This is a genomic window from Pseudomonas sp. MF5691, assembly GCF_016405645.1.
Classification (GTDB): domain Bacteria; phylum Pseudomonadota; class Gammaproteobacteria; order Pseudomonadales; family Pseudomonadaceae; genus Aquipseudomonas; species Aquipseudomonas shahriarae.
In genome coordinates this window covers 1-22559 of record NZ_JAEKDC010000042.1, presented here as the reverse complement: position 1 = coordinate 22559, position 22559 = coordinate 1, and the positions used below count along the sequence as shown (strand labels likewise).

The window sequence follows — 22559 nt, the reverse complement described above, 5'->3', positions numbered from 1 at the left end:
CCCCGGCATGGATGCCGGGGTAGCCGCGACACGGCCAGGGATGGCCGATCGCGGCGGGCCCACGGAGCAATGCCTGACTGCGGGCATGCCGAGCCTAGGCGAGGCACCGAGTGGTGGGGCAAGAGCGTTTTGCTTACTTTGGCGCTCTTCCAAAGTGAGCCGCCGTAAGGGCGGAACCCTAAGTGGCCGTAACCGCAGCAACGGATATGTACACATCCCGAAAAGAGAGTTGTGTAGCTAATCATGCCGCAATGGCAGACTGTCAGTCAGCAAATGTATTGACTAGCACTCCGTCATCGCGGGCAAGCCCGCTCCCCCATTAGACCGCATCAAGTCAGCGCAATGCGCGGCGCAGGACCTTGCCCACCGTAGTCTTGGGCAATTCCTCGACGCGAAACTCGACAAACTTCGGCACCTTGTACCCCGTCAGGTATTCCCGGCAATGCGCCAACAGCTGCTCCTGGGTCAGGCTGGGGTCGCGGCGCACCACGACAATCTTCACCTTCTCTCCGGTCACCCCATCCTCCACACCAATCGCCGCCACTTCCGCAACGCCCGGGTGCAACGCCACCACGTCTTCGATTTCATTGGGGTACACGTTGAAACCCGACACCAGGATCATGTCCTTCTTGCGATCCACCAGGCGGATGAAGCCCTGTTCATTCATCACCCCGATATCCCCGGTGGACAGCCAGCCCTCGGCATCCAGCACTTCGGCGGTTTCCTTGGGGCGCTGCCAGTAGCCCTGCATCACCTGCGGGCCGCGCACCTGCAGTTCACCCGGTTCACCGATGTCGGCGAGTTCACCGTCCTCGCGAATAAAGCGCACCCAGGTCGATGGCAGTGGCACGCCGATGCTGCCGGTAAATTCCATCTCGCGCATGCGCGAGATGTCGATAGGGCTGATGCTCACCACCGGCGAGCACTCCGTCAGGCCGTAACCCTCGATGATCGGCAGCCCGGTGACTTCCTTCCAGCGCTTGGCCACCGCGGTGTGCGTGGCCATGCCGCCGGCGATGACCAGGCGCAGGTCGGAAAAGTCCCGGGCGCGGAACTCTGCGTTCTCCAGCAAGCCGTTGAACAACGTGTTGACCCCGGCAATGCCGTTGAAACGCTCCTTGCGCAGGATCATCTGCACCCGCTTCACGTCCCGTGGGTTGGCGATCAGGATATTGCGCCCGCCCAGGCACATGAACATCAGGCAATTCACGGTCAGGGAAAAGATGTGGTACAGCGGCAACAACGTGACGTTGGTTTCCTGCTGGTTCTGGTCCAGTTGATCGCCCACCCACGCCTTGGCCTGCAACAGGTTGGCGATGATATTGCGGTGGCTGAGCATCACGCCCTTGGCATCGCCGGTGGTGCCGCCGGTGTATTGCAGGAACGCCAGTTCTTCACGCGCCAGCGGCACCGGCGTATGGGTCAGGCCCCGGCCCTGCTTGAGCGTCTGGTTGAAACGCAGCGCACCCGGCAGGTTGTAGGCCGGCACCTGCTTCTGCACTCGGCGCAGGATGAAGTTCATCGCCGCGCCCTTGAAGGTGCCGAGCAGGTCGCCGATGGCCGCAATGACCACGCGCTTGACCGTGCTGCCGGCCACAACTTTTTCCAGGGTGTGCGCGAAGTTCTCGAAGATCACCACGGTCTCGGCGCCGCTGTCCTTGAGCAGGTGCTTGAGTTCGTGGGAGGTGTACAAAGGGTTGACGTTGACCACCACCGCACCGGCAAGGATGGTGCCCAACAGACAGATCGGATACTGCAAGCAGTTGGGCATCATCAACGCCACGCGATCGCCCTTGCGCACGCCCTGGGCCTGCAGCCAGGCGGCAAAGGCGATGCCCTGGGCCTGCCAGGTGGCGTAGGTCATTTCGGTGCCGATGCTGACGTAGGCCACGCGGTCGCGGTATTTGTGCAAATGTTCGAGAAACACCTCGCGCAACGACGGGTAGTCCTCGATGCCGGCGTCGATGTCGCTGGGCACCCCAGGCAGATAAGCGTTCAGCCAGATACGTTCGGTTTGGTCCAGGCTTACAGCGTTCATCGCAGTCTCCTTATTGTTGTTGTACGGCTACTTTTCAATGATGGCGGTAATGCCCAGGCCGCCGGCGGCACAGATGGAAATCAAACCGCGTCCGCCACCGCGCAGGTGAATGGCCTTGGCCAGCGCCGCCAACTGGCGGCCACCGGTGGCGGCAAAGGGATGACCGCAACCGAGCGAGCCGCCATTGACGTTCATCCTGGCGCGGTCGATAGCCCCCAGTGGCGCCTCCAGCCCCAGGCGCTCACGGCAGTAATCGGCATCTTCCCAGGCCTTGAGGGTGCACAGCACCTGGGCGGCGAAGGCTTCGTGGATCTCGAAGAAATCGAAATCGGCAAAACTCAGGTTTTCGCGTGCGAGCATGCGGGGCACGGCGTAGGCCGGGGCCATCAGCAAGCCTTCGCTGCCGTCGACGAAGTTCACCGCGGCGGTCTCGCCGGTACGCAGGTAGGCCAGCACCGGCAGGCCACGAGCGGCGGCCCACTCCTCGCTGGCCAGCAGCACCACCGAGGCGCCATCGGTCAGCGGCGTGGAGTTACCGGCCGTGAGGGTGCCGTTCTGCCGATCGTAGGCCGGGGACAGGCTGGCGAGCTTCTCCAGGCTGGCATCGGCGCGCAGGTTGTTGTCGCGGGACAGGCCGCGATAGGGGCTGATCAGGTCGTCGAAGAAGCCGTTTTTATAGGCCGCGTCGAGGCGCTGGTGGCTGGTCAGGGTCAGTTCGTCCTGGGCCAGGCGCTTGATCTGCCAGCGCTTGGCCATTTCTTCGCAGTGCTCGCCCATGGACAAGCCGGTACGCGGCTCGCCATTACGCGGCAGCAGCGGCTTGAAAAACATCGAGGGGCGCACCTGCAACAGGCTGCGCAACTTGTTGCCGCTGCCCTTGGCGCGGTTGGCCGCCAGCAGCGTGCGGCGCAGGGATTCGTTGATGCCGATGGGCGCGTCGGAGGTGGTATCGGCGCCCCCGGCAACCCCCACATCAATCTGGCCGAGGGCGATTTTATTGGCCACCAGCAACGCCGCCTCCAAGCCGGTGCCGCACGCTTGCTGCAGGTCGTAGGCCGGGGTCTCGGCGGACAGGGTGGTGGACAGCAGCGACTCACGGGCCAGGTTGAAGTCCCGCGAGTGTTTGATCACCGCGCCGGCGGCAAACTCGCCCAGGCGCAGGCCGTGGAGGTTGTAGCGGTCCACCAGGCCTTGCAGCGCGGCCACCAGCAAATCCTGGTTGCTGTCGTGGGCGTATACCGTGTTGGAGCGGGCAAACGGAATGCGGTTGCCGCCGACAATCGCCACGCGGCGCGTCGGGGCGGGGCTGAAGCTGTAGTCACTCATGAACGACTCTCATCAAAACGCGAGGTCCAGATAAACAGGCCACGCATGTGGGGTTTGTCCCCGGCCGGATTGCGCACCTCGAATGCACGGCGCGGGCCGTCTGCCGGGGCATTCCACAGGGCGACCTGGCCGGGCAGGAAGATCGGCAACTTGAAATCGCAATGGGCCTCGGCCACGTCCAGCCCGCCTGGGGGTTGCTGGGCGGCCAGGGCGCGGCCCAGGGTCCACATGCCATGGGCGATGGCCCGGCGAAAACCGAACAGCCGCGCGCCGATCCGCGAGGTATGGATCGGGTTGAAATCCCCCGACACCTTGGCAAAACGCCGCCCCAGGTCCGCTGGCAACACCCAACGCTGGGTGCGCCGCACGCCCTCTTCGGGCAATGCCAGGCTGTCGCCCCATGGCTCGCCCACCGGGTTGGCGACATCGCGACGCAGGTACAGGCTTTCGCTTTGCCACACCAACTCGCCCGCGCTGTAAGCGTGGGTGGCAATACTCAAGGCCTGGCCCTTGGCATGGGCCACCCAGCGCTCGGCAAACACTTCCAGGCGTAGGGCCTGACCTTCCTGCAGGCGTCGATGTTGGCGAATGCGATTGGCCAGATGCACCATGCCGCTGGCCGGGTACGGAAAGCTCGGGCGCGTCAGCAACATCAAGTGCAAGGGGAACGCCAGCACATGGGGGTAGGACAGCGGCACCCCTTGCTCGCGCCGAAAGCCACAGGCCCGGCCATAAGCCGCAATAGCATGGGCGCTCAACTCCACCGCCGAGCGCACCAGGCGCTCCCGGGGCAACGTGGGGGCGCCTTCCAGCCTGGGTTTGCGCATCGCCAACAGGCCGTCCAGCAGCAGGCGATTGCGCGACGGTGGCGGGTCGATAATCTGCGTCACGTCGTCCATGCTCAGGCTCCCAACAGGCTTTGGCCACATACGCGCACCACCTGGCCGTTGACCCCGCCCGAAGCCGGGTGCGCCAGCCAGGCGATGGTTTCGGCGACGTCGATGGGTTGCCCGCCCTGGGACAGGGAGTTCATGCGCCGCCCCGCTTCGCGAATCATCAGCGGGATTTTCGCGGTCATCTGGGTCTCGATAAACCCCGGCGCCACGCCGTTGACCGTGACCTGCTGCGCCGCCGCCACTGGCGCCAGGCCCTGCACCAGGCCAATCACCCCGGCCTTGGAGGTGGCGTAGTTGCTTTGCCCCAGGTTGCCGGCGATCCCGGAGATCGACGACACGCACACAATCCGCCCACCGGCCTTGAGCCCCTGCCCTTGCAACAAGGCTTCACTCAACTGCAACGGCGCTTCGAGGTTGACTGCCAGCACACTGCGCCAGGCGGTTTCGGTCATCTTGGCGATGGTCTTGTCGCGGGTGATCCCGGCGTTGTGCACCACCACATCAAACGCGCCATGCTCGGCCACATAGGCCTGCAACTGCTGCTGCGCATCGGCGCCGGTGATGTCCAGCGCCCAGGCCTGGCCGCCGACGCTGCTGGCCGCCTGCTCCAGGGAGGGCAGCGCTTGCGGCACATCCACGCACACCACGTGCGCGCCGTCACGGGCCAGCACCTGGGCGATGGCCAGGCCGATGCCACGGGAGGCCCCAGTGACCAGGGCGCGGCGGCCGCTGAAGGGTTTGTCCCAGTTGATGGCGGGGGCGGCATCGACCGGTTTTTCCAGGCGCACCACCTGCCCCGAGACATAGGCCGAACGCCGCGACAGGAAGAAGCGCAAGCTGCTGTCCAGGGCCTGCTCGGCACCCGGCGCGACATAGATCAACTGCACGGTGATCGCCCGCCGCAGCTCCTTGGCCAAGGATCGCACCAAGCCCTCCAGAGCTCGCTGGGCGATGGCCTGGGGCAAGTCCTGGCAGTGTTCGGGCGCGGTGCCCAGCACCACCACCCGCGCGTGCGGCCCCAGGCGCCGGGCGTTGGCATGGAAAAATTCGTAGAGTTCGTCCAGTTGCTTGAGGTCGACCACGGCGCTGGCATCGAACACCGCGCCCTGGACCTTGACCGTGGACGGCGCCTTGAGCGTGGCGGCCTGGGCCGGCACGGTGTCGGTGGCCTTGAAGAGGCGCCGCACTTCGTCCGCCAGGCGCCCTGCCCCAGCGATAATCACCGGGTTGGCCAGGCCCTGCTGGCCGCTGCGGTGACGTTGCAGGGCCAAGGGTTGCGGCAAGCCGATAGCCTGGGCCAGACGACGGCCCCAGGCAGAATTAACAAAAGAAAGGTAGCTGTCGCTCATAAATCAATCCGTTTTCCTGACCTGCAAATCCAACCCCTTTTGGGAGCTGGCTTGCCTGCGATGGCGGTGGATCCGATTGCATCTGTGGCGCAGATACACCGCTATCACAGGCAAGCCCGCTCCCCCATTGAGCGCGCTCGTTTCTAGTTCACCGGGGCGTTTTCACGTTTTTTGCTGCTGGGTTTGGCCGCTTGTTCCAACGTTTGCTGGCGCTTTTGCAAGGCCTCCAGCAACCCGAAGTCCTGTGGGAAGTCATCCACCTGGATGCCGTGATCGGCGTATTCCACATAGCGCGCCAGCAAGGCGTCTTCGTCGGCGCTGATCAAATCCAGGGCGCGGGCCTTGATGCGCCAGGCGGTAAAGGCCGTGCTGCTGATCGGCATCGGGCCGAGGGTGCCTTGCTTGACCGCCGCCTTGAGCCGCCCTTCGATCAACTCCACCTGGGGTAGCAGGCGGAACGCCAGTTCGCCATAGGCCAGCTTGTCGACTTCCGGACGCGGGATGTAGGAATTGGCCAGCAAACGGTCGCGGCTTTCGCCCGGGGTCTGCACCAGCTCGGCCACTTGGGCCAGCAGGCGGTCGGAGGGTTTGCGCTGGGGAATGCCGAACGGGAAGCTCAAGCCACGCATCACTGCCGCAGCCGGCGTCGAAGGATAATTGTCGAGCACCTCGGCCAGGGCTTCATGGGCCCGCAACAAGGCATCCTGGGCCGACCAATGCACCAACGGCAGGTCGGCCTGGGGCCGGCCATCGTCCTCAAAGCGTTTGAGCACGCAGGACAGGATGTAGAGCTGGGACAGAATATCGCCCAGGCGCCCGGTGATGCTTTCCTTGCGCTTGAGCGCGCCGCCCAGCACGCCCATGGAAATATCGGAAATCAACGCCAGCACCACCGACAGCCGATTGGCCTGGCGGTAGTAGGACGCCAGCGCCGGATCCGTCTTGGCCGGTACGCCAATCAGCCGTCCGCCTGTCAGGGAATGCACTGCCGCACGTACGGTGTTGGCCAGCACAAAACTCAGGTGACCGAACATGGCGCTGTCGAACTCGAGCAACGCCTGGCGATTATCAGTGTTGCGCGCCGCTTCCATTTCTCGGAATACGTAGGGGTGGCAACGGATCAGGCCCTGACCGTAGATGATCAGGCAGCGGGTCATGATATTCGCGCCTTCCACCGTGATCGCGATGGGGCTTTGTTGATAGGCACGGGCCAGGAAGTTGTTGGGCCCCATGCAAATACCCTTGCCGGCGACGATGTCCATGCCATCGTTGACGATGATCCGCGCACGCTCGGTGACGTGGTATTTGGCAATCGCCGAGATAACCGAGGGTTTCTCGCCGGCATCCAACGACGCCACCGACACTTTGCGTACCGCATCGCAGGCATACAGGTGCCCGGCCATACGTGCCAGGGGCGCCTGCACCCCTTCAAACTTGCCAATCGGCAGGCCGAACTGCTTGCGCATCGCCGCGTAGGCCGTGGTACCGCGTACCGCCACCTTGCCCAGGCCGACGTTGGCCGACGGCAGGGAAATCGCGCGCCCGGCGGCCAGGCATTCCATCAGCATGCGCCAGCCGTTGCCCACTTGCTCGCGGCCGCCGATCACCCACTCCAGGGGGATAAACACGTCCTTGCCGGTGGTCGGGCCGTTCTGGAACACCGCATTGAGGGGCCAATGGCGGCGACCACTGTTCACCCCGGGATGGGAAGTGGGGATCAACGCGCAGGTGATGCCCAGCGAGCCGGGCTGGCCCAGCAGGCCGTCAGGGTCTTCGGCGCGAAAGGCCAGGCCGAGCACCGTGGCGATGGGGCCGAGGGTGATATAGCGCTTGTCCCAGGTCACGCTGAAGCCCAGCACTTCCTGGCCTTCATGCATGCCCTTGCAGACGATGCCCAGGTCGGGAATCGCCCCGGCGTCGGAGCCGGCATAGGGGCTGGTCAGGGCAAAGCACGGGATGTCTTCGCCACGGGCCAGGCGCGGCAGGTAGTAATTGCGCTGGGCGTCGGTGCCGTAATGCAGCAACAGTTCGGCGGGGCCCAGGGAGTTGGGGACCATCACCGAAATCGCTGCCGCCGAGCAACGGGTCGACAGCTTCATCACCACTTGCGAATGGGCATAGTGGGAGAAGCCTTTGCCGCCATATTGCTTGGGAATGATCATGCCGAGGAAGCCGGCGTCCTTGGTGTACTGCCAGCCTTCGGGCGACAGGTCCTGCCAGACCTGGGTGGTTTCCCAGTCGTTGGCCATGTCGCAGAGGGTTTCTACTTCGTTGTCGAGAAAGGCCTGTTCTTCGGCGCTCAAGCGTGCCGGCGCGGCTTGCAGCAGGCGCGGCCAATTGGGTTTGCCGCTGAACAACTCGGCGTCCCACCACACGGTGCCGGACTCGATAGCCGCGCGTTCAGTGTCGGACATGGCCGGCATGATCGTGCGAAACAGACCCAGGGCCCTGCTGGTCAACAGCGTGCGACGCAGGGGCTTGATGCTCATCAGCAGCGCCGGTACCACCACCAGCAACGCCGCAACGCTCAGGCCAAACCCTGCAACCACATTGAACAGATAGCCGCCCGCCAACCAGGCCAGGCCAGCACCCAGCCACAGGGTGGCTGCCGCTTGTCGATACGCCAGGGCAGTCGCCACAGCGAGTCCCGCCAATAACCAGATAACCATGGAGATACCTCTACTTATTATTCAGGGCACGGCACGCACAGCAGCAGGTCGGTACGGCCTGCGACTGATCACCACACTACAAACTTGAAAAGCCAAATTCAAATTTTGTTTTGAAATTTTTATTTAATGTCTTTGCGAAATAATTCTCGGCCGAACGCGTCAGCCGAAGTGTTAAAGGGAGAAGGAAATCACCAGGGGTCGCGTGGGCGCCCCACAGGTGGAGCACCGGGTAAACGCAGTAGAAAGATGCGCTGACTACGCGTTTACCCAGGCACTACGCAGATACAACCCCAGGTCAGAAGGCGTAGGTAGCCGACAGGCTGACCACTTCGCCCTTGGCCTCGGATTTGCCATCCAGCGACGCTGCGCCAAGACGGTCAACGTTCTTGGTCTTGAGCTTGACGGTCTCCACAAACTGGCGGGAATACGCGCCGTCGATGCTCAGGCCCGGAATGGCGCGGATGTTGTAGCCAAAGCCCAGGGAAGCGAAGGTGCGATCCCCATCCGGGATACGCGGGTCACGGGTGGAGTTGCGGGTTGGGGTCTGGTCGAAGGCCACACCGGCACGCACGGTAAAGTCATCCGTGAGTTTGTAGTCACCGCCGAACGAATACATCCAGGTGTTCTTGTACTTGTACGGGATCGACACGATGGTGCTGCCATTGGACTTCAAGGTCAGCGCCTCGAAGGAGGACCATTGGGTCCAGGTCACACTGGCGCCCAGGGCCAGGCGGTCAGAGAAGTCGTGTACCCAGTCCAGGGACGCGTTGGCAGGGATATCCAGTTGCGTGGAGGCATTGGCACCGCCCGGATACAGTTTCAGCCCAGGGTAAGCCAACTCGACCAGGGTTTTACCGTCGACCACCGGGGTGGTCATCAGCCCTTCCGAGCCTGGATCGGCGTACATGTTGTACTTTCCCTCCAGCTTGTTCTTGATCTTGGCGTGATAGTTCAAGCCCAGGGTGTCCTGCGCCGTGGGTTTCCAGGTCATCCCCGCAAACCAACCCAGGGAGTTATTGTCGACTTTGACCCGCATCAAGGCGAAGCCCTGGCCGGCCGGGAACGGAATCATCCCGAAGTCCGGCGACTGCGCAGCAGCGGCATACAGATCGACGTTCTGGCTCACAAAGCCTTTGGTGTGCTGGAGAATCGCACCACCACCGATGGAAAACTCATCATTGACCTTGAACGACAGGGAGCCGGTCAGGCCCACGGTTTCGATGCGGGTGTCCACCGCGAAGTCGCGACCTTTCCAATCCTCATCCCAGGTTGTGCGCGCGCCCATCGGCACCACTTGGCTCAAACCAAAGGCAAAACGATCGTTGATCGGGATCACCATGAAGCCAGTGGGTACCCACGCTTCGAAGCCGCCTTGACCGCCATTACCGGTGCGAGGTGTCGATGTTAACTCGCCAGTATTGGGATCATAGACCGTGTTGGACGTCGGATTGCCAGCGTAGTCATACGCCGACCCTTTGTATTTGATGTCGATGTTTGCGTAGTTGATGGTGAACTGCGAAATGGTCTTGTCAATGAAAGCCATGGCAGCAGGGTTGTTGTACGCCGATGACGGGTCGTTCTTGAACATCGACCCCCCACCAAACGCCCGGCCCCAACCAGCAGTGTTTGCGGTTGGCGTCATGAAACCACCCGCCTGAACGGTTCCCGCTGAGGCGATCAGCCCGCCCAACAATGCCAGGCCTAACAACGCCTGGGCCTGCTGCTTCATATTATTCATGCGTCACTCCTTATTGTTTTTATTTGTCACAGCCGGTTGGACCGAACGGCTTTACCTCAACAGATGCCTCTGACGAGGCACCTGTTTTTCACCGGGTGATCAAGCCTATTTCCGAAGTGCCGGCATCAAGGAACAATGGTGACGCCGGTAGCGCCTACGTTCAGTGTCACCACCGTGCAACTGCCGCTAAGCGGCTGGTTGGTCGCAGCAAGAGTGATACTTGGAGACGGAGCTGGGGTTGAGGCCAGCGCTACATCGATAGCCGTAGGGCCGCAGTTGGTTGGAGGGAACGAAGTGATCGTGTAACCAACGTTGTAAGCTTTACCGGCACTTGTGCTGGTGGCTTCCAGCAACCAAGGCAAACCAGTGATATTGGGTAGGTTGCACAGCACGCTTGATCCTGGAGAGATAGTTACTTTGGTGATATCTGCCTTACCATCAGGGCGCACCTTGCCTTCGAATACAGCCTTACATGTTACGGGCTGCTGAAACGACGAAGGTGATTTAACAACAATGCTCCCAGTCGCCCCTGTAGTAAACGTCGCTCCAATTGGACTAAAAGACGCCGCACTGGCCATCGAAGCCGCGCCAAAGCACAGAGCAAACGAACTTACACAAACGAGGGTTTTCAAACTTTTCATTATTTTTCCTCACATGTATGGCGAGTCATTTCGCCGGGGTAATGGCCATGATCGAGAGGTCACGGAGAAACAGCAGAACTTCCCTTTCCAGCCAAATTTCAATTCATTTACCGCTACAAATTCGGGGGTTTACTCGACGACTTTGAACGTCGGCGGCATCTTGATCGACACGGTTTTGATCTTGCAGTCTTCGCCAATCGGCACATTGACCGCTTCCAACTTGCCGGTGGCGTTATCCCAGGTGCCTTCGGCAGTGGACGGGCCACACTTGCCGCCCAGGCCAAAGGCGTGCACATCGACGCTGATCTTCGACATGGAGCCGCTCCTGGCATCCCTGGCCACTAATATCCACGGCAGGTTGATGGCTTCGACGCGGCTGCACTTGAGGCCACCGTCAAACTCGACCTTGTCGACATTGACTTGCGAACCATCGGCCGCGACCTTGCCGGCCACCTTGATGGTGCAGTCGGCGCTGATCAGCGCGCCCTTGGAAAAGCTGATGGGGCCCTGGGCAGTGAAGGCGCTGCCGGCGGGTTCGATACGGGCGGCCTGGGCCTGGTGATAGGCAATAAGCCCCAGTGCAGCGAGCACGATATGCGCAGTGAACTTGGCAGGTGTTTGCATGGTGTACGTCCTTCCCTTGATTTTATTTTTGTTAGGGTCAAACAACTTTCTTGCAACTAAGCAGCACTCGAAACCGGCAAACCGTGGGCGATGAAAACCTGCGCGATACACAGATCCCGAGTGCGCCCTACAACAGTTAATTCACATTAGAAGGTGCTGGTCTTGCCGTACTTCTCCAGTATCTTCAAGCGTTTGGATGGCTGGATATTGGCCAGGGTGACATCCCCCGAATAATGCCGTAGTACCCGGTGATCCATACGCCGGCGCCATAAGTAAGGGATATAGGCCCAGACAATCATGCTGGCGTAGCCATACGGCAGTTGCGGCGATTCATCAAAGTGGCGCAACGACTGATAACTGCGAGTCGGGTTGGCGTGATGATCAGAGTGGCGCTGCAACTGGAACAGAAAGATATTGGTGACAATACGGTTACTGTTCCACGAGTGGCGCGGCGAACACCGTTCATAACGGCCGTTAGGCAACTTCTGGCGTTTAAGCCCGTAGTGCTCGACATAGTTCACCACTTCCAGCAACGAGAAGCCGTAGATGCCCTGGATCAACAGGAAGGGAATCACCGCCATGCCCAGCCAGGCGATCATCGCGCCCCACAACACCACGCTGTACATCCAGGCGCTGAGTACGCCGTTCTTCCAGTGCCACGCCGGCAGGCCGAGCTTGCGCAGGCGTTCGCGTTCCAGGTTCCAGGCCGAGCGCGCACTGAACCACACCGAGCGCGGCAGGAAGGCCCAGAAGCTCTCCCCCAGTCGCGAGCTGGCCGGATCTTCCGGGGTGGCAACGCGTACGTGATGGCCACGGTTGTGTTCGGTGTAGAAGTGCCCGTAGAAGGTCGGCGCCAGGGTGATCTTCGCCAGCACAATCTCCAGCAGGCGCGGCTTGTGCCCCAGTTCATGGGCGGTGTTGATCGCGATGCCGGTGGCAGCGCCGGTGGACATGGCCATGCCCAGGTAGGTAAACCCACTGACCTCACCGTGCAACTGCACCCGGGCCGTCAGGAAGCTGGCGGTTTGCGCCATCCAGCTCGAAGGATCGAGGGAGGCGGTAAGTTGCAGCAGCCCGCCGCTGATCATCCAGTCGATGCCGCTGACGGCCAGCCAACCGGTGATCACCACCGAGGAAATAACGAACAACACCCCGGTGTAGACGATCCAGCGGTAGTACTTCTGCGATTCAAGGCCGCTGACAGCGGATTCCGGTGGGTTGCTGACGTCTTCGCCGAGCAGGCCGTCGATCAGCGGGATCAGGCCGAAAATCACCAGTACACCGACCCACCACAGTTGTTGTACGCCGGTAGTGATGGCCAGGGCGCCGGACAGCAGCGGGGTCGCCAGAGGCATGATGCCGAGCCACCACAGGTGGCGCTTGCCGTCGGTCCAGACGTGGGGGGCGGCCAGGGTCTGATTCATGGCAACCTCCGGGCGCACTGCGCGGCAGAGAGTGAGAGCGAAGCAAAAGAGGCAGAAAAGCGGTTCAGGCGGCACTGAAGGCCACTTGAAACAAACCATGCGATAAAAGGCGTTTTTTTCATTATTTTATTCGCTCTTAGGCATTTCAAAAATCATTTCAAAATAAATATTGAAATATTTTTTTAAATAAATAGCGCGGAATCGATAGGTCGTCAACTACTTTTTCGGGGCCTTTTTTACGTGACCGGCCAGTCTCTTTTTCATCCGTTCGGTCAGGTGTCTAGGGCAAGCGTTAGCGACTTTCGACCACGCCGTGGGGTTCACGATTATTTACTCGCCAGCGCAAACGGCGGGTGCAACACCGTGGCGCTTGCCACCGGCTTGCTGCGCTTGGCCACCTGCTCGACCAGTGCCGCCACGCGCTCGGTGGCGGTGATTGGCAGCATATGGCCACGGCCTTCGACCAGCTGCAGCTTCAGCCCTGGCACCTTGTCTGCCAGGGCCTGGCCGTGCTTGCGGAAGTCCAGCACCTTGTCCCGCGAGCCATAGATCAGGCCGATGGGCAGGCGCAGTTGCGGGTAGCGCTTGACCATCTCGGGCAGGTAATCGTTGACCAGACTGATTTCGGTGGAAGCGGCATAGAAGTTATCGGGGCGCATCCCCAGCAGGCCGCCGCCACGGGTGGCGAAGTCGGCCGGCGCCGGGTCGGGAGCGAACACGCCCTTGACCACCGCACCACTGCTGAGCATGCCGATGGGCACCGTCAGCGTGCGCGACACCCAGCGCCGCAGCCAGGCCGGGCGCACCGCCAACGATAGAAACACCAGGGGGAGCATGCGCTGGGGATGGGTCAGGGGTGCCACCAGCACCAACCCGGACACCGCATGGGGATGGTCCAGGGCCAGGGCCAGGGAGATCGCCCCGCCCAGGGAATGCCCCAGCACCAGGGGCTGGCCCAGGTCCAGGGTCTGGATAAAGGTCGCCACTTGCCGGGCCTGGCTTGGCAGGTCGGCACCGGTGCCTTTGCGGCGGGTGGAATAGCCTGAGCCGGGTCGGTCCAGGGTGATCACCCGAAAGTGCTCGCGCAGTTGTGCGGCCAAGGCATAGGTCAGGTTACGACTGCTGCCCATCAGGCCGTGGATCATCACCAGCGGCGGGCCCTTGCCCTCGTCTACATAATGAAAGCGCTCGCCATCCACCTCCAGAAAGCGCCCGTTACTTGGAACAGCCGCTTCGATACGGCGCGTCATCCAGGCACTCAAGCCCCATAACGCCGCACTGGCAGCCATAAACACACCCGCAGCGACAACCCATTCGACAGCCATAGCTCGGTCCTCTGCTTCCCTGCTGCTGGCGATCCGACCGATATTGGTCAAGACCTCAGCCATCGTCCACACCCTGGACTTCAACTGCGTGCGTCAAGCGTTCGTCCGTCGGACAAATCGCACATAAAGGACAAGGGTCTAGCGTAGACGACATTTTCAGGTAGATTATTTAAAATCTTTTTTAAAATAATAAATACAATTTTTCTTTGCAATGGTGTTCTATCTAAAAGCCAAAACAAAAAAGGAGCACATCCGATGTCAACACCCGTAAGGCGCCCACAGCCCACGAGGGACACCCTATGAATGCCTCTACCCAGCCAAGCGGCCCGGCAGATTGCGTCGATATCGCGATCATTGGCTCAGGCTTCGCCGGCCTGTGCATGGCGATCAAACTCAAGCAAGCCGGGCTCGACGACTTCTTTATTGCCGAACAGGCCGACTCCCTGGGCGGCACCTGGCGCGACAACCACTACCCGGGCTGCGCCTGTGATGTGCAATCCCACGTCTATTCGTTTTCCTTTGCGCCCAACCCCGACTGGACCCGCCAGTTCGCCCCCCAGGCGGAAATCCGTGCCTACCTGGAACATTGCGCACAGCGCTTTGAGTTGGCGCCGTACCTGCGTTTTGGCATGGGCCTGCAACAGGCGGTGTTCGACGAGCAACTGCAACGCTGGCAATTGCAGTTCAGCAATGGCCGCCGCGTCAGTGCACGGGTACTGGTGTCGGGGATGGGGGGACTGTCCCGCCCGGCACTGCCGGATATTCCGGGGTTGGACAGTTTCAAGGGCAAGCGCTTTCACTCCCAGCACTGGGACCACGACTATTCACTCAAGGGCAAGCGTGTGGCGGTGATTGGCACCGGCGCCAGTGCGATCCAGTTCGTGCCGCGTATCGCCCCCCACGTGGCGCACCTGGACCTGTTCCAGCGCACCCCGCCGTGGATCATGCCCAAGCCGGACCGCCCCATTTCAGGTTTTGAGCGCTGGGTGTTCAAGCATCTGCCGTTCACCCAGCGCCTGGTGCGCGGGGCTTTCTACTGGGCCCTGGAAGGTCGGGTGGTGGGCTTTGCGCTGCACCCGCGCCTGATGAAAGTGGTGCAGAAAATCGCCGTGCGCCATCTGCACAAACAAGTGGCGCGCCCTTCCCTGCGCAAAGTCCTGCGGCCGGATTACACCATCGGCTGCAAGCGCGTACTGATCTCCAACGACTACTACCCAGCGCTGTCACGCAGCAATGTCGAAGTGGTCACCGACGCTGTACTGCGAATCGAGGCCGACGGGGTCGTCACCGCCGATGGCATCAAGCACCCGGCTGATTGCCTGATCTTCGGCACCGGGTTCCAGGCTACCGATCCCCTGCCCCGCGACTGCATCATCGGGCGCGGCGGCATTGACCTGATGGAGGCCTGGCGCGATGGCGCCCATGCGTACAAGGGCACCACCGTGCCGGGCTATCCGAACCTGTTCCTGATCGTCGGGCCCAACACCGGGCTGGGCCACAACTCGATGATTCTGATGATCGAGGCACAGGTCACCTACATCCTCGATGCCCTGCAACAGATGCGCCGCCAGCAAATCGCCACGGTCGAGGTCAAGCCAGCCGTGGAAAGCGCCTACAACCAGCAAATCCAGGCAAAACTCCAGCGCACTATCTGGAACACCGGCGGCTGCCGCAGTTGGTACCTCGACCCGCGCACCGGCAAAAATACGACGTTGTGGCCCGGCTCGACCTGGCGCTTCAAACAGGTCACCCGCCAGTTCGCCCTACGCGATTATCAGGTCACGCCACTATTGACCGGCGCCACACCGCGTCCCGTCGCGCCACCCCATGCCACCGCAGAAGGAAGCCTGTCATGAAGTCATTCAATGGCCGCGTGGCGGCCATCACCGGTGCCGCGTCCGGCATGGGCCGCGCCTTGGCCCTGGCCCTGGCGCGCGAGGGTTGTCACCTGGCCCTGGCGGACAAGAACCAGGCCGGCCTGCAACAAACCGTGGAGCTGATCCAGCGCAGCAGCCTGGCGCCGATCCGCGTGACGTCAAGGGAGGTGGATGTTGCCGACCGCCAGGCCATGGAGGATTGGGCCGCCAGTTGCGCGGCAGAACACGGCCAGGTGAATTTGATTTTCAACAATGCCGGGGTGGCCCTGTCGAGCACCGTGGAAGGTGTGGACTACGCCGACCTGGAGTGGATCGTCGGCATTAATTTCTGGGGGGTGGTGTACGGCACCAAGGCCTTTCTGCCCTACCTCAAGGCCAGCGGCGAGGGGCATGTGGTCAACACCTCCAGCGTGTTCGGCCTGTTCGCCCAGCCCGGCATGAGCGGCTACAACGCCACCAAGTTCGCGGTGCGCGGCTTTACCGAGTCCCTGCGCCAGGAGCTGGATTTGCAACGCAGCGGCGTCTCGGCCACCTGCGTGCATCCCGGTGGGATCCGCACCGACATCTGCCGCAGCAGCCGGATCGACGCGAACATGACCGGGTTCCTGATCCACAGCGAACAACAGGCCCGCGCCGACTTCGAAAAACTGTTTATCACCGACGCCGACCAGGCCGCCAAGGTCATCCTGCAGGGCGTGCGCAAGAACAAGCGCCGCGTGCTGATCGGCCGCGACGCCTACGCCCTGGACCTGCTCGCGCGCTGGCTGCCGGCGGCCTACCAAGGGCTGGTGGTGTTCGCCAGCCGGCGCATGGCACCGAAACAGCGCAAGGCCCTGCCACCCTCCCCCCTCTCTGAACAGGAGTCGCCATAATGCTGCCCATTCGCCGCGACCTGCGTTTTACCCTGCCTGCCGAACGCATCAAGGACTGGCACGAGCAAGGCCCGTTCATCACGCACTTTTTCAATGCCCTGTCGTTGCTGTTTCCCCAGGGCGAATTGTTCTTCATGGACAGCGTGCGCCACTATCGCCAGCGCATCGACGACCCGGCGTTGAAAAAGGAGATCCAGGGTTTTATCGGCCAGGAGGCCATGCACAGCCGCGAGCACGTGGCCTACAACGAGCTGCTTCAAGCCGCCGGTCTGCCGGCCCACCTGCTGGACCGCCGCTTGAAATTTATGCTCGACCTGCAAAAGAAGCACTTGCCGCCGTCCTTCAACCTGGCGGTGACCATCGCCCTGGAACACTACACGGCGATGCTCGCGGAAATCCTGCTCAGCGACCCCACGCGTTTTGGTGATTCGCTCAAAGGCTACCAACAGATGTGGTACTGGCATGCCCTCGAAGAAACCGAGCACAAGGCCGTGGCCTTTGATGTGTGGAACAGCGTGATCAAACCAGGGCCCAAGCGCTATCTGCTGCGCACCGGGACCATGCTGTTCACCACGGTGTTTTTCTGGCTGGTGGTGTTTGATTTCCACCTGCGCCTGCTGATCGCCGATCGCCGCGCGGGCGGGCATCTGAAGGGTTTCTGGCGGATGCTGAAGTTTCTCTACGGGCCCAAGGGCGTGTTCCCGCGCATGGCGCGGCCGTGGCTGCAGTATTTCAAGCCGGGGTTTCATCCATGGGATCACGACAACCGGGCACGCTTGGAGGGGATTGATAAGCTGGTGGAAGAGATTGAGCGCACCAACGGCGCGGCAGGTGCCTATACCTGAGCCGTGGTGAGGGGGGCTGTGGCGAGGGGGCTTGTCCCCTCGCCACAAGGGTGGATTCGGTGGTCAGACCGTGCGGGAAAACTGCCCCTTCTGCTGCCCACCCAGGTACGCATCAAACGCCATCGCCACGCTGCGCACCATCAGTTGCCCCTGGGGCAGCAACTGCACCCCATCGTCCTCGACATGCAGCAAACCATCCGCCACTTGCTCATCCAACTGTGACAACGCCTGGGCAAAGTATTCGGTAAAGCGGATCGCATGCCCCGCCTCGACCCCGGCAAAGTCAATGCGCCCATGGCACATCAGGCCGTTGATCACGTCCCGGCGCAACACGTCATCGGCGTTCAGGCGGTAGCCGCGCTGCACCGGCAACAACCCGGCGTCGATCCGCGCGTAGTACTGGGACAACTCCTTGACGCTCTGGCTGTAGCTGTCGCCCACCTTGCCGATGGCCGACACGCCCAGCCCGATCAGGTCGCAATCGGCATGGGTCGAGTAGCCCTGGAAATTGCGCTGCAAGGTGCCATTGGCCCGGGCCAGGGCCAGTTCGTCGTCGGGCAAGGCAAAGTGGTCCATGCCGATGTACACATAACCCGCTTCGGTCAGCCGGCGAATGGTCAACTCCAGCAGCTCCAGCTTGCGCTCCGGCGGTGGCATGTCTTCGGGGCGGATCATGCGCTGGGCGCGGATTTGCGTGGGCAAATGCGCGTAGCTGTAGGCCGCCACACGGTCCGGGCGCAGGGCAATCAGCTTGCCCAGGGTCACGTCGAAACTGGCCACGGTCTGCAATGGCAGGCCGTAGATCAGGTCCACGCTGATGGACTTGAAGCGTGCCTGCCGGGCGGCCGCGACCAACTGCACAATCTGCTCTTCGCTCTGCACGCGATTGACCGCCGCCTGCACATCGGCATCAAAGTCCTGCACACCAAAACTCAGGCGATTGAAGCCCAGCCCGCGCAGGTTATGGATGCGTTCCACGCTGATGGTGCGCGGGTCGACCTCAATGGAAAACTCATGGTTGTCGCTGGTATCCAGGCTGAAGCCCTGCGCCAGGCTTGCCATCAACTCGGCCAGTTGCGCATCGTCCAGATAGGTCGGCGTACCGCCCCCCAGGTGCAACTGGGTCAGGGGCCGCGTGCGGTCGAACAGCGCGGCCTGCATCTGGATTTCGCGCTTGAGGTAGCTCAGGTACTCCACGGCGCGATGGGTCTTGCGCGTGATGATCTTGTGGCAACCGCAGTAGTAACAAAGGCTCTGGCAGAACGGTATATGGATGTATACCGACAAGGCCTTGGGGGCCACCCCATGGTTGCTGGCCGCTACTGCCTGCCGATAGTCATCCAGGGCAAACGCCGAATGAAACTGCGGCGCCGTCGGGTACGAGGTGTAGCGCGGCCCCGGGCGGTCGTATTTCTGCACCAGGGCCCGGTTGAACTCAAACGCTTTCATGGTCGATGGTCTCATCGTTGGAGCAAGGGGGAACCGCGCTGCCTGCCCGGTCAAACAGCGCGCAGAGGGCTTCGACCCGCTGCCGGCCCGCAGGCAGCACACAGAGGAAGCGCTCGGACAAGTCGATCAGGCCGTCCTGGTGCAGATGCTCCAGCAACGGCCAGATCGCCGAAAAGTAGCGGGAAAAAATCACACCATAACGGCGCTCCAGCGCCTGGATATCCAACTCCAGGTCACAGGCCAGGCGCTCCATGACATGCTGACGGATCTGATCGCCCGCCTCGCAGCGCCAGCCGCGGGCGGTGGGCAACAGGTCGCTGTCCAACTGCTGACGATAGCGCGCCAGGTCGTCGGTGTTTTGCGCATACAGGTTGTCGAGCTGGCTGATGGCGCCCAGGCCAAAGCCGATATGGTCGCAGTAACCATGACGGGTAAAGCCCTGGCAATTGCGGCTCAGGCGTCCGTGTTCCTGGGCCAGCGCCAGGTCATCGTCAGGGCGTACGAACTGGCCCAGGCCAATGTAGTGATAACCGGCAGCTTCCAGGTGCTGGAAGGCGATCGCGCGCATCGCGCACTTGTCGGCATTCGACGACAGCGCCCGCGCCCGTTGCTGCTGGTAGCGCCGGGGGGCCTGGGCATAGTCGAACACTTGCAGGCGGTCCGGCTCGAGGGCGATCAGGCTGGCCAGCTTGGCTGCAAAGCTGTTGCAGGTCTGCCAGGCGTGGCCATACCCGAGGTCGACATTCACCGAGCGAAAGCCCAGGGTGCGCGCCGCGTCGATCAGCGACTGGATGGGCGCCGGGTCTTGATAGCCGGCCACCGAAGGTGTGACGTCGCTACTGGCATCCGACACGCCGATATTGATGTGATTGAAGCCCAGTTCACGCAGGCGGCCCATGGTCGCCCAGTCGGTGTGCAGCGGGTCGAGGTCGAGGCTGTAGTCACCCTGGTCATGCTCGAGAAAATGCAGGCGACTGCGCAGGTGCGCCATCAACCGCTGCAGGTCGGCCATCGCCGGGGTAGCGCCGCCCAGATGGAATTGATCCACCGGCTGGCGCCCGCCCACGTGGCAACCGACCAGGTGGATTTCCTGCTCCAACGCGTCCAGGTAGTCATCGGCCACCAGGCCCGCCGGCCATTGCAGGTTCAGCGCCAAGGGGCGTTGGCGCTGGCGACTGCTGCGCATGGCGCGCAACAGGTCGAGGGAGCCGATCCCCGTATGAAATTTGCCGATGTCGACCTGGCCCTGGTCCAGCACGCTTTGGTCACGGCGCAGGCGCCACTCGCGGGCGGGATGAATGACAGTGAGCATGACGGCCTCCGGGTCTGGCTACGGTGGATCATTGTGCGGTGCGACCGGACAGCGCACCTTGATATGCATCAAGGCCAGGGAATACGAGGGGGGTTACCAGGTGATGTAAAACATGCTTTTGGCCAGCAACACAATGGCGACCATATGGCAGAACAGGCTCAGATGAACGAAGCGCAAATAGGCCGCGCTGACCCGCCCACGACGCATCAGCCACACCGTCAGCAAAAAATGCATCAGCACACTGGCGGCGAGGATCAACTTGAGGGTCAGCAAGGCGCCGAATGCCGAACTCGATGGCGCCGCCAGCACCGGCAGATAGCGCAACCAGACCATGCCGATACCCGCGCCGAACAGCACCAGCAGCACCCACGGCATCAAGGCCCTGGCACGGTTGCCGATGCCCTGCTCCACCAGCAGCATGACGCGGGCCGGCAGTTGCTTGTGCACGCTGGCGAGGATCAGTACTTCAAAGAACACCGTGCCGATAAACATCAGCGCCGCGAACAGATGGGCCAGCAGAAACAGGAGATAGAGCATCAGCGCCTCACAGTGGGCCGGTCCGTATGGCGTGACTGTGCCCCAGGCCGGGGGGACGCTGCCTTGATGCGGGTCAAGAGCCCTGATAATCGTTGAAACATTTGCCCAAAGCCTTGTACGCCGGGCGTTTCAAGGCGTCTGCGACAGTGTGCCACAGACGCAATCGCCCCCTCGGCTGGTAAGGTGGCGACCGCCCCTGTGGCAGAACGTCGCAGATTATCAAGCGTGATCAACACCGGTAGACTACCCACCCTGCTTGTTCACCGCTTTTCAAAGCCTGACTGACCTGTTATGCGCAGCCGTCAGGCGCTTCACGGGACGCCCACTTCATGAATACGTTACTCACCCGCCGCAAGGTCCTCACCGGTATGGGCCTGCTGGGCCTGGGCCTGCTGAGCGGCTGTGACACCGGCCCCAAGCTGAATTTCAAGTACGGCAAGGATCTGAGCAACAAGATCATGGGCCGCACGTTCAAGCTCAAGAATACCGCCGGCGAAACCGTGACCCTGACTTCGTTTCGCGGCTTGATGCCGGTGGTGTTCTTCGGGTTCACCCAGTGCCCGGCCGTGTGCCCCACCACCCTGGCGCGCATGGCCCAGGCCAAGAAGCTGATGGGCCGCGACGGCGAAATCATGCAGGTGATCTTTATCACCCTGGACCCGGAACGCGATACGCCCGAAGTGCTCGACGCCTACGTCAAGGCCTTCGACCCCAGCTTCGAAGCGCTCTACGGCACGCCGGAAGAAATCGCCGTGGCCGCCAAGGAGTTCGGGATCTTTTATGAAAAGATCCCCGCAGGCGACACCTACACCCTGTCCCACACCGCCACCAGTTTTGTGTTCGACACCCGCAGCAACCTGCGCCTGGGCCTGTCGGCATCCCTTAACGCCAAAGAGTGCGCAGAAGACCTGCTCACCGTCATGGAGGTCTGCTAATGACTGCTGTCCACACCCTCAAGCGCATCGCCCTCGGCCTCTCCCTGCTGGGCCTCGCCGCCCACGCCAGCGCCCAGGTCCAGGTCAGCGATGCCTGGGCCCGCGCCACCGTACCGGGGCAGCATTCGAGCGGGGCATTCATGACCCTCACCGCCGACAGCGACAGCAAGCTGCTGAGCGTCAAGTCCCCGGTGGCCAAGGAAGTGCAGATTCATGAGATGAGCATGAAAGACGACGTCATGCGCATGGGCCCGGTAGATGCCGTGGCACTGCCGGCCGGCCAGGCGGTGAAGCTTGATCCCGAGGGTTATCACGTGATGCTGATGGGCCTGACGGGCCAGATCAAGGAAGGCGACCAGGTGCCGCTGACCCTGACGGTGGAAGATGCCAAGGGTGACAAGCAGACCCTCGAAATCCAGGCCCCGGCCCGCAGCCTGGGTAGTGCTGGTGGTCATCATATGAACCATTGATCCTGAGGGTGGGAGCTGGCTTGCTCGGGGTGGCCTTAGGTATCTTCTTCTGGGTATGTGTACATATCCGTTGCTGCGGTTACGGCCACTTAGGGTTCCGCCCTTACGGCGGGTCACTTTTGGAAAAGAGCCCCAAAAGTAACCAAAAGGGCTCTTGCCCCACCACTCGGCACCTCGCCTAGGCTCGGTGTGCCCGTCATCCGACATTGATTTGGGGGGCCGCCGCGATGGG

The 22559-nt window shown here is 62.1% G+C and carries 18 protein-coding genes; 5 read left to right on the top strand and 13 right to left on the bottom strand.

What is annotated here, in order from left to right; all coding sequences use genetic code 11:
• Positions 1 to 334: 334 nt before the first annotated feature.
• The 10 genes from JFT44_RS27950 to JFT44_RS27905 all read right to left on the bottom strand — a co-directional run bounded on the left by JFT44_RS27950 (position 335) and on the right by JFT44_RS27905 (position 14030).
• Entirely contained in the window at positions 335 to 2038 is a 1704-nt protein-coding gene (locus tag JFT44_RS27950; RefSeq protein WP_057438654.1) for an AMP-binding protein, read from the bottom strand.
• A 27-nt stretch (positions 2039 to 2065) separates the two neighbouring features.
• On the bottom strand, positions 2066 to 3364 hold the full coding sequence (locus JFT44_RS27945) for an acetyl-CoA C-acetyltransferase (RefSeq protein WP_076964902.1): 1299 nt from the start codon (positions 3362 to 3364) through the stop codon (positions 2066 to 2068).
• Entirely contained in the window at positions 3361 to 4263 is a 903-nt protein-coding gene (locus JFT44_RS27940; RefSeq protein ID WP_076964901.1) for a MaoC/PaaZ C-terminal domain-containing protein, read from the bottom strand. Before JFT44_RS27940 ends, JFT44_RS27945 begins: the two co-directional genes overlap by 4 nt.
• 2 nt (positions 4264 to 4265) lie before the next feature.
• The gene (locus tag JFT44_RS27935) at positions 4266 to 5609 is read right to left on the bottom strand and encodes a 3-oxoacyl-ACP reductase (RefSeq protein ID WP_076964900.1); all 1344 of its coding nucleotides are present in this window, start codon (positions 5607 to 5609) and stop codon (positions 4266 to 4268) included.
• A gap of 143 nt (positions 5610 to 5752) precedes the next feature.
• Positions 5753 to 8278, bottom strand: coding sequence for an acyl-CoA dehydrogenase (locus JFT44_RS27930; protein ID WP_057959847.1), 2526 nt, complete (start codon positions 8276 to 8278; stop codon positions 5753 to 5755).
• A 295-nt stretch (positions 8279 to 8573) separates the two neighbouring features.
• A complete protein-coding gene (locus JFT44_RS27925) occupies positions 8574 to 10016 on the bottom strand; it encodes an outer membrane protein transport protein (RefSeq protein ID WP_076964899.1) in 1443 nt (480 codons plus the stop codon).
• Positions 10017 to 10141: 125 nt separating this feature from the next.
• Positions 10142 to 10657 (bottom strand): alkane oxidation protein activator PraB, encoded by a 516-nt coding sequence (praB, locus tag JFT44_RS27920; RefSeq protein ID WP_076964898.1) that lies wholly within the window; start codon positions 10655 to 10657, stop codon positions 10142 to 10144.
• Positions 10658 to 10786: 129 nt separating this feature from the next.
• Complete coding sequence (praA, locus tag JFT44_RS27915; protein WP_057438657.1) at positions 10787 to 11281, bottom strand: alkane oxidation protein activator PraA; 495 nt, start codon at positions 11279 to 11281, stop codon at positions 10787 to 10789.
• 146 nt (positions 11282 to 11427) lie between these two features.
• Positions 11428 to 12705, bottom strand: a complete 1278-nt coding sequence (locus JFT44_RS27910; protein ID WP_057959850.1) for an alkane 1-monooxygenase — start codon at positions 12703 to 12705, stop codon at positions 11428 to 11430.
• 326 nt (positions 12706 to 13031) lie between these two features.
• Positions 13032 to 14030, bottom strand: coding sequence for an alpha/beta fold hydrolase (locus tag JFT44_RS27905; protein WP_076964897.1), 999 nt, complete (start codon positions 14028 to 14030; stop codon positions 13032 to 13034).
• Positions 14031 to 14329: 299 nt separating this feature from the next.
• On the opposite strand from JFT44_RS27905, the gene JFT44_RS27900 reads away from it, so the two are divergent.
• Genes JFT44_RS27900 through JFT44_RS27890 form a run of 3 tightly spaced genes read left to right on the top strand, consistent with a single transcriptional unit; the run spans position 14330 to position 17624 of the window.
• Positions 14330 to 15886 carry an NAD(P)/FAD-dependent oxidoreductase gene (locus JFT44_RS27900; RefSeq protein ID WP_076964896.1) on the top strand — a complete coding sequence of 519 codons (1557 nt, stop codon included), beginning with the start codon at positions 14330 to 14332 and terminating at the stop codon, positions 15884 to 15886.
• The gene (locus JFT44_RS27895) at positions 15883 to 16779 is read left to right on the top strand and encodes an SDR family oxidoreductase (RefSeq protein WP_076964895.1); all 897 of its coding nucleotides are present in this window, start codon (positions 15883 to 15885) and stop codon (positions 16777 to 16779) included. Before JFT44_RS27900 ends, JFT44_RS27895 begins: the two co-directional genes overlap by 4 nt.
• Entirely contained in the window at positions 16779 to 17624 is an 846-nt protein-coding gene (locus JFT44_RS27890; protein WP_076964894.1) for a metal-dependent hydrolase, read from the top strand. Before JFT44_RS27895 ends, JFT44_RS27890 begins: the two co-directional genes overlap by 1 nt.
• Before the next feature lie 63 nt (positions 17625 to 17687).
• Here JFT44_RS27890 and hemN read toward each other — a convergent pair whose 3' ends face one another.
• The 3 genes from hemN to JFT44_RS27875 form a co-directional block, all read right to left on the bottom strand.
• Entirely contained in the window at positions 17688 to 19073 is a 1386-nt protein-coding gene (gene hemN, locus JFT44_RS27885) for an oxygen-independent coproporphyrinogen III oxidase (RefSeq protein ID WP_076964893.1), read from the bottom strand.
• Positions 19060 to 20385, bottom strand: a complete 1326-nt coding sequence (locus JFT44_RS27880) for a coproporphyrinogen III oxidase (RefSeq protein WP_076964892.1) — start codon at positions 20383 to 20385, stop codon at positions 19060 to 19062. The genes hemN and JFT44_RS27880 overlap by 14 nt, the downstream gene beginning before the upstream one ends.
• A 93-nt stretch (positions 20386 to 20478) precedes the next feature.
• A complete protein-coding gene (locus JFT44_RS27875; RefSeq protein ID WP_057959857.1) occupies positions 20479 to 20922 on the bottom strand; it encodes a CopD family copper resistance protein in 444 nt (147 codons plus the stop codon).
• A 329-nt stretch (positions 20923 to 21251) separates the two neighbouring features.
• On the opposite strand from JFT44_RS27875, the gene JFT44_RS27870 reads away from it, so the two are divergent.
• Together JFT44_RS27870 and JFT44_RS27865 are read left to right on the top strand one after the other, a co-directional pair.
• Positions 21252 to 21857 carry an SCO family protein gene (locus JFT44_RS27870; protein WP_057959858.1) on the top strand — a complete coding sequence of 202 codons (606 nt, stop codon included), beginning with the start codon at positions 21252 to 21254 and terminating at the stop codon, positions 21855 to 21857.
• Entirely contained in the window at positions 21857 to 22327 is a 471-nt protein-coding gene (locus JFT44_RS27865) for a copper chaperone PCu(A)C (RefSeq protein ID WP_057438666.1), read from the top strand. Before JFT44_RS27870 ends, JFT44_RS27865 begins: the two co-directional genes overlap by 1 nt.
• Positions 22328 to 22559: the final 232 nt, after the last annotated feature.

Excerpts from the sequence above, each read along its gene's own strand:
- JFT44_RS27950 (WP_057438654.1), bottom strand. The coding sequence starts at position 2,038 with ATGAACGCTGTAAGCCTGGACCAAACCGAACGTATCTGGCTGAACGCT.
- JFT44_RS27945 (WP_076964902.1), bottom strand. The coding sequence starts at position 3,364 with ATGAGTGACTACAGCTTCAGCCCCGCCCCGACGCGCCGCGTGGCGATT.
- JFT44_RS27940 (WP_076964901.1), bottom strand. The coding sequence starts at position 4,263 with ATGGACGACGTGACGCAGATTATCGACCCGCCACCGTCGCGCAATCGC.
- JFT44_RS27935 (WP_076964900.1), bottom strand. The coding sequence starts at position 5,609 with ATGAGCGACAGCTACCTTTCTTTTGTTAATTCTGCCTGGGGCCGTCGT.
- JFT44_RS27930 (WP_057959847.1), bottom strand. The coding sequence starts at position 8,278 with ATGGTTATCTGGTTATTGGCGGGACTCGCTGTGGCGACTGCCCTGGCG.
- JFT44_RS27925 (WP_076964899.1), bottom strand. The coding sequence starts at position 10,016 with ATGAATAATATGAAGCAGCAGGCCCAGGCGTTGTTAGGCCTGGCATTG.
- praB (WP_076964898.1), bottom strand. The coding sequence starts at position 10,657 with ATGAAAAGTTTGAAAACCCTCGTTTGTGTAAGTTCGTTTGCTCTGTGC.
- praA (WP_057438657.1), bottom strand. The coding sequence starts at position 11,281 with ATGCAAACACCTGCCAAGTTCACTGCGCATATCGTGCTCGCTGCACTG.
- JFT44_RS27910 (WP_057959850.1), bottom strand. The coding sequence starts at position 12,705 with ATGAATCAGACCCTGGCCGCCCCCCACGTCTGGACCGACGGCAAGCGC.
- JFT44_RS27905 (WP_076964897.1), bottom strand. The coding sequence starts at position 14,030 with ATGGCTGTCGAATGGGTTGTCGCTGCGGGTGTGTTTATGGCTGCCAGT.
- JFT44_RS27900 (WP_076964896.1), top strand. The coding sequence starts at position 14,330 with ATGAATGCCTCTACCCAGCCAAGCGGCCCGGCAGATTGCGTCGATATC.
- JFT44_RS27895 (WP_076964895.1), top strand. The coding sequence starts at position 15,883 with ATGAAGTCATTCAATGGCCGCGTGGCGGCCATCACCGGTGCCGCGTCC.
- JFT44_RS27890 (WP_076964894.1), top strand. The coding sequence starts at position 16,779 with ATGCTGCCCATTCGCCGCGACCTGCGTTTTACCCTGCCTGCCGAACGC.
- hemN (WP_076964893.1), bottom strand. The coding sequence starts at position 19,073 with ATGAAAGCGTTTGAGTTCAACCGGGCCCTGGTGCAGAAATACGACCGC.
- JFT44_RS27880 (WP_076964892.1), bottom strand. The coding sequence starts at position 20,385 with ATGCTCACTGTCATTCATCCCGCCCGCGAGTGGCGCCTGCGCCGTGAC.
- JFT44_RS27875 (WP_057959857.1), bottom strand. The coding sequence starts at position 20,922 with ATGCTCTATCTCCTGTTTCTGCTGGCCCATCTGTTCGCGGCGCTGATG.
- JFT44_RS27870 (WP_057959858.1), top strand. The coding sequence starts at position 21,252 with ATGAATACGTTACTCACCCGCCGCAAGGTCCTCACCGGTATGGGCCTG.
- JFT44_RS27865 (WP_057438666.1), top strand. The coding sequence starts at position 21,857 with ATGACTGCTGTCCACACCCTCAAGCGCATCGCCCTCGGCCTCTCCCTG.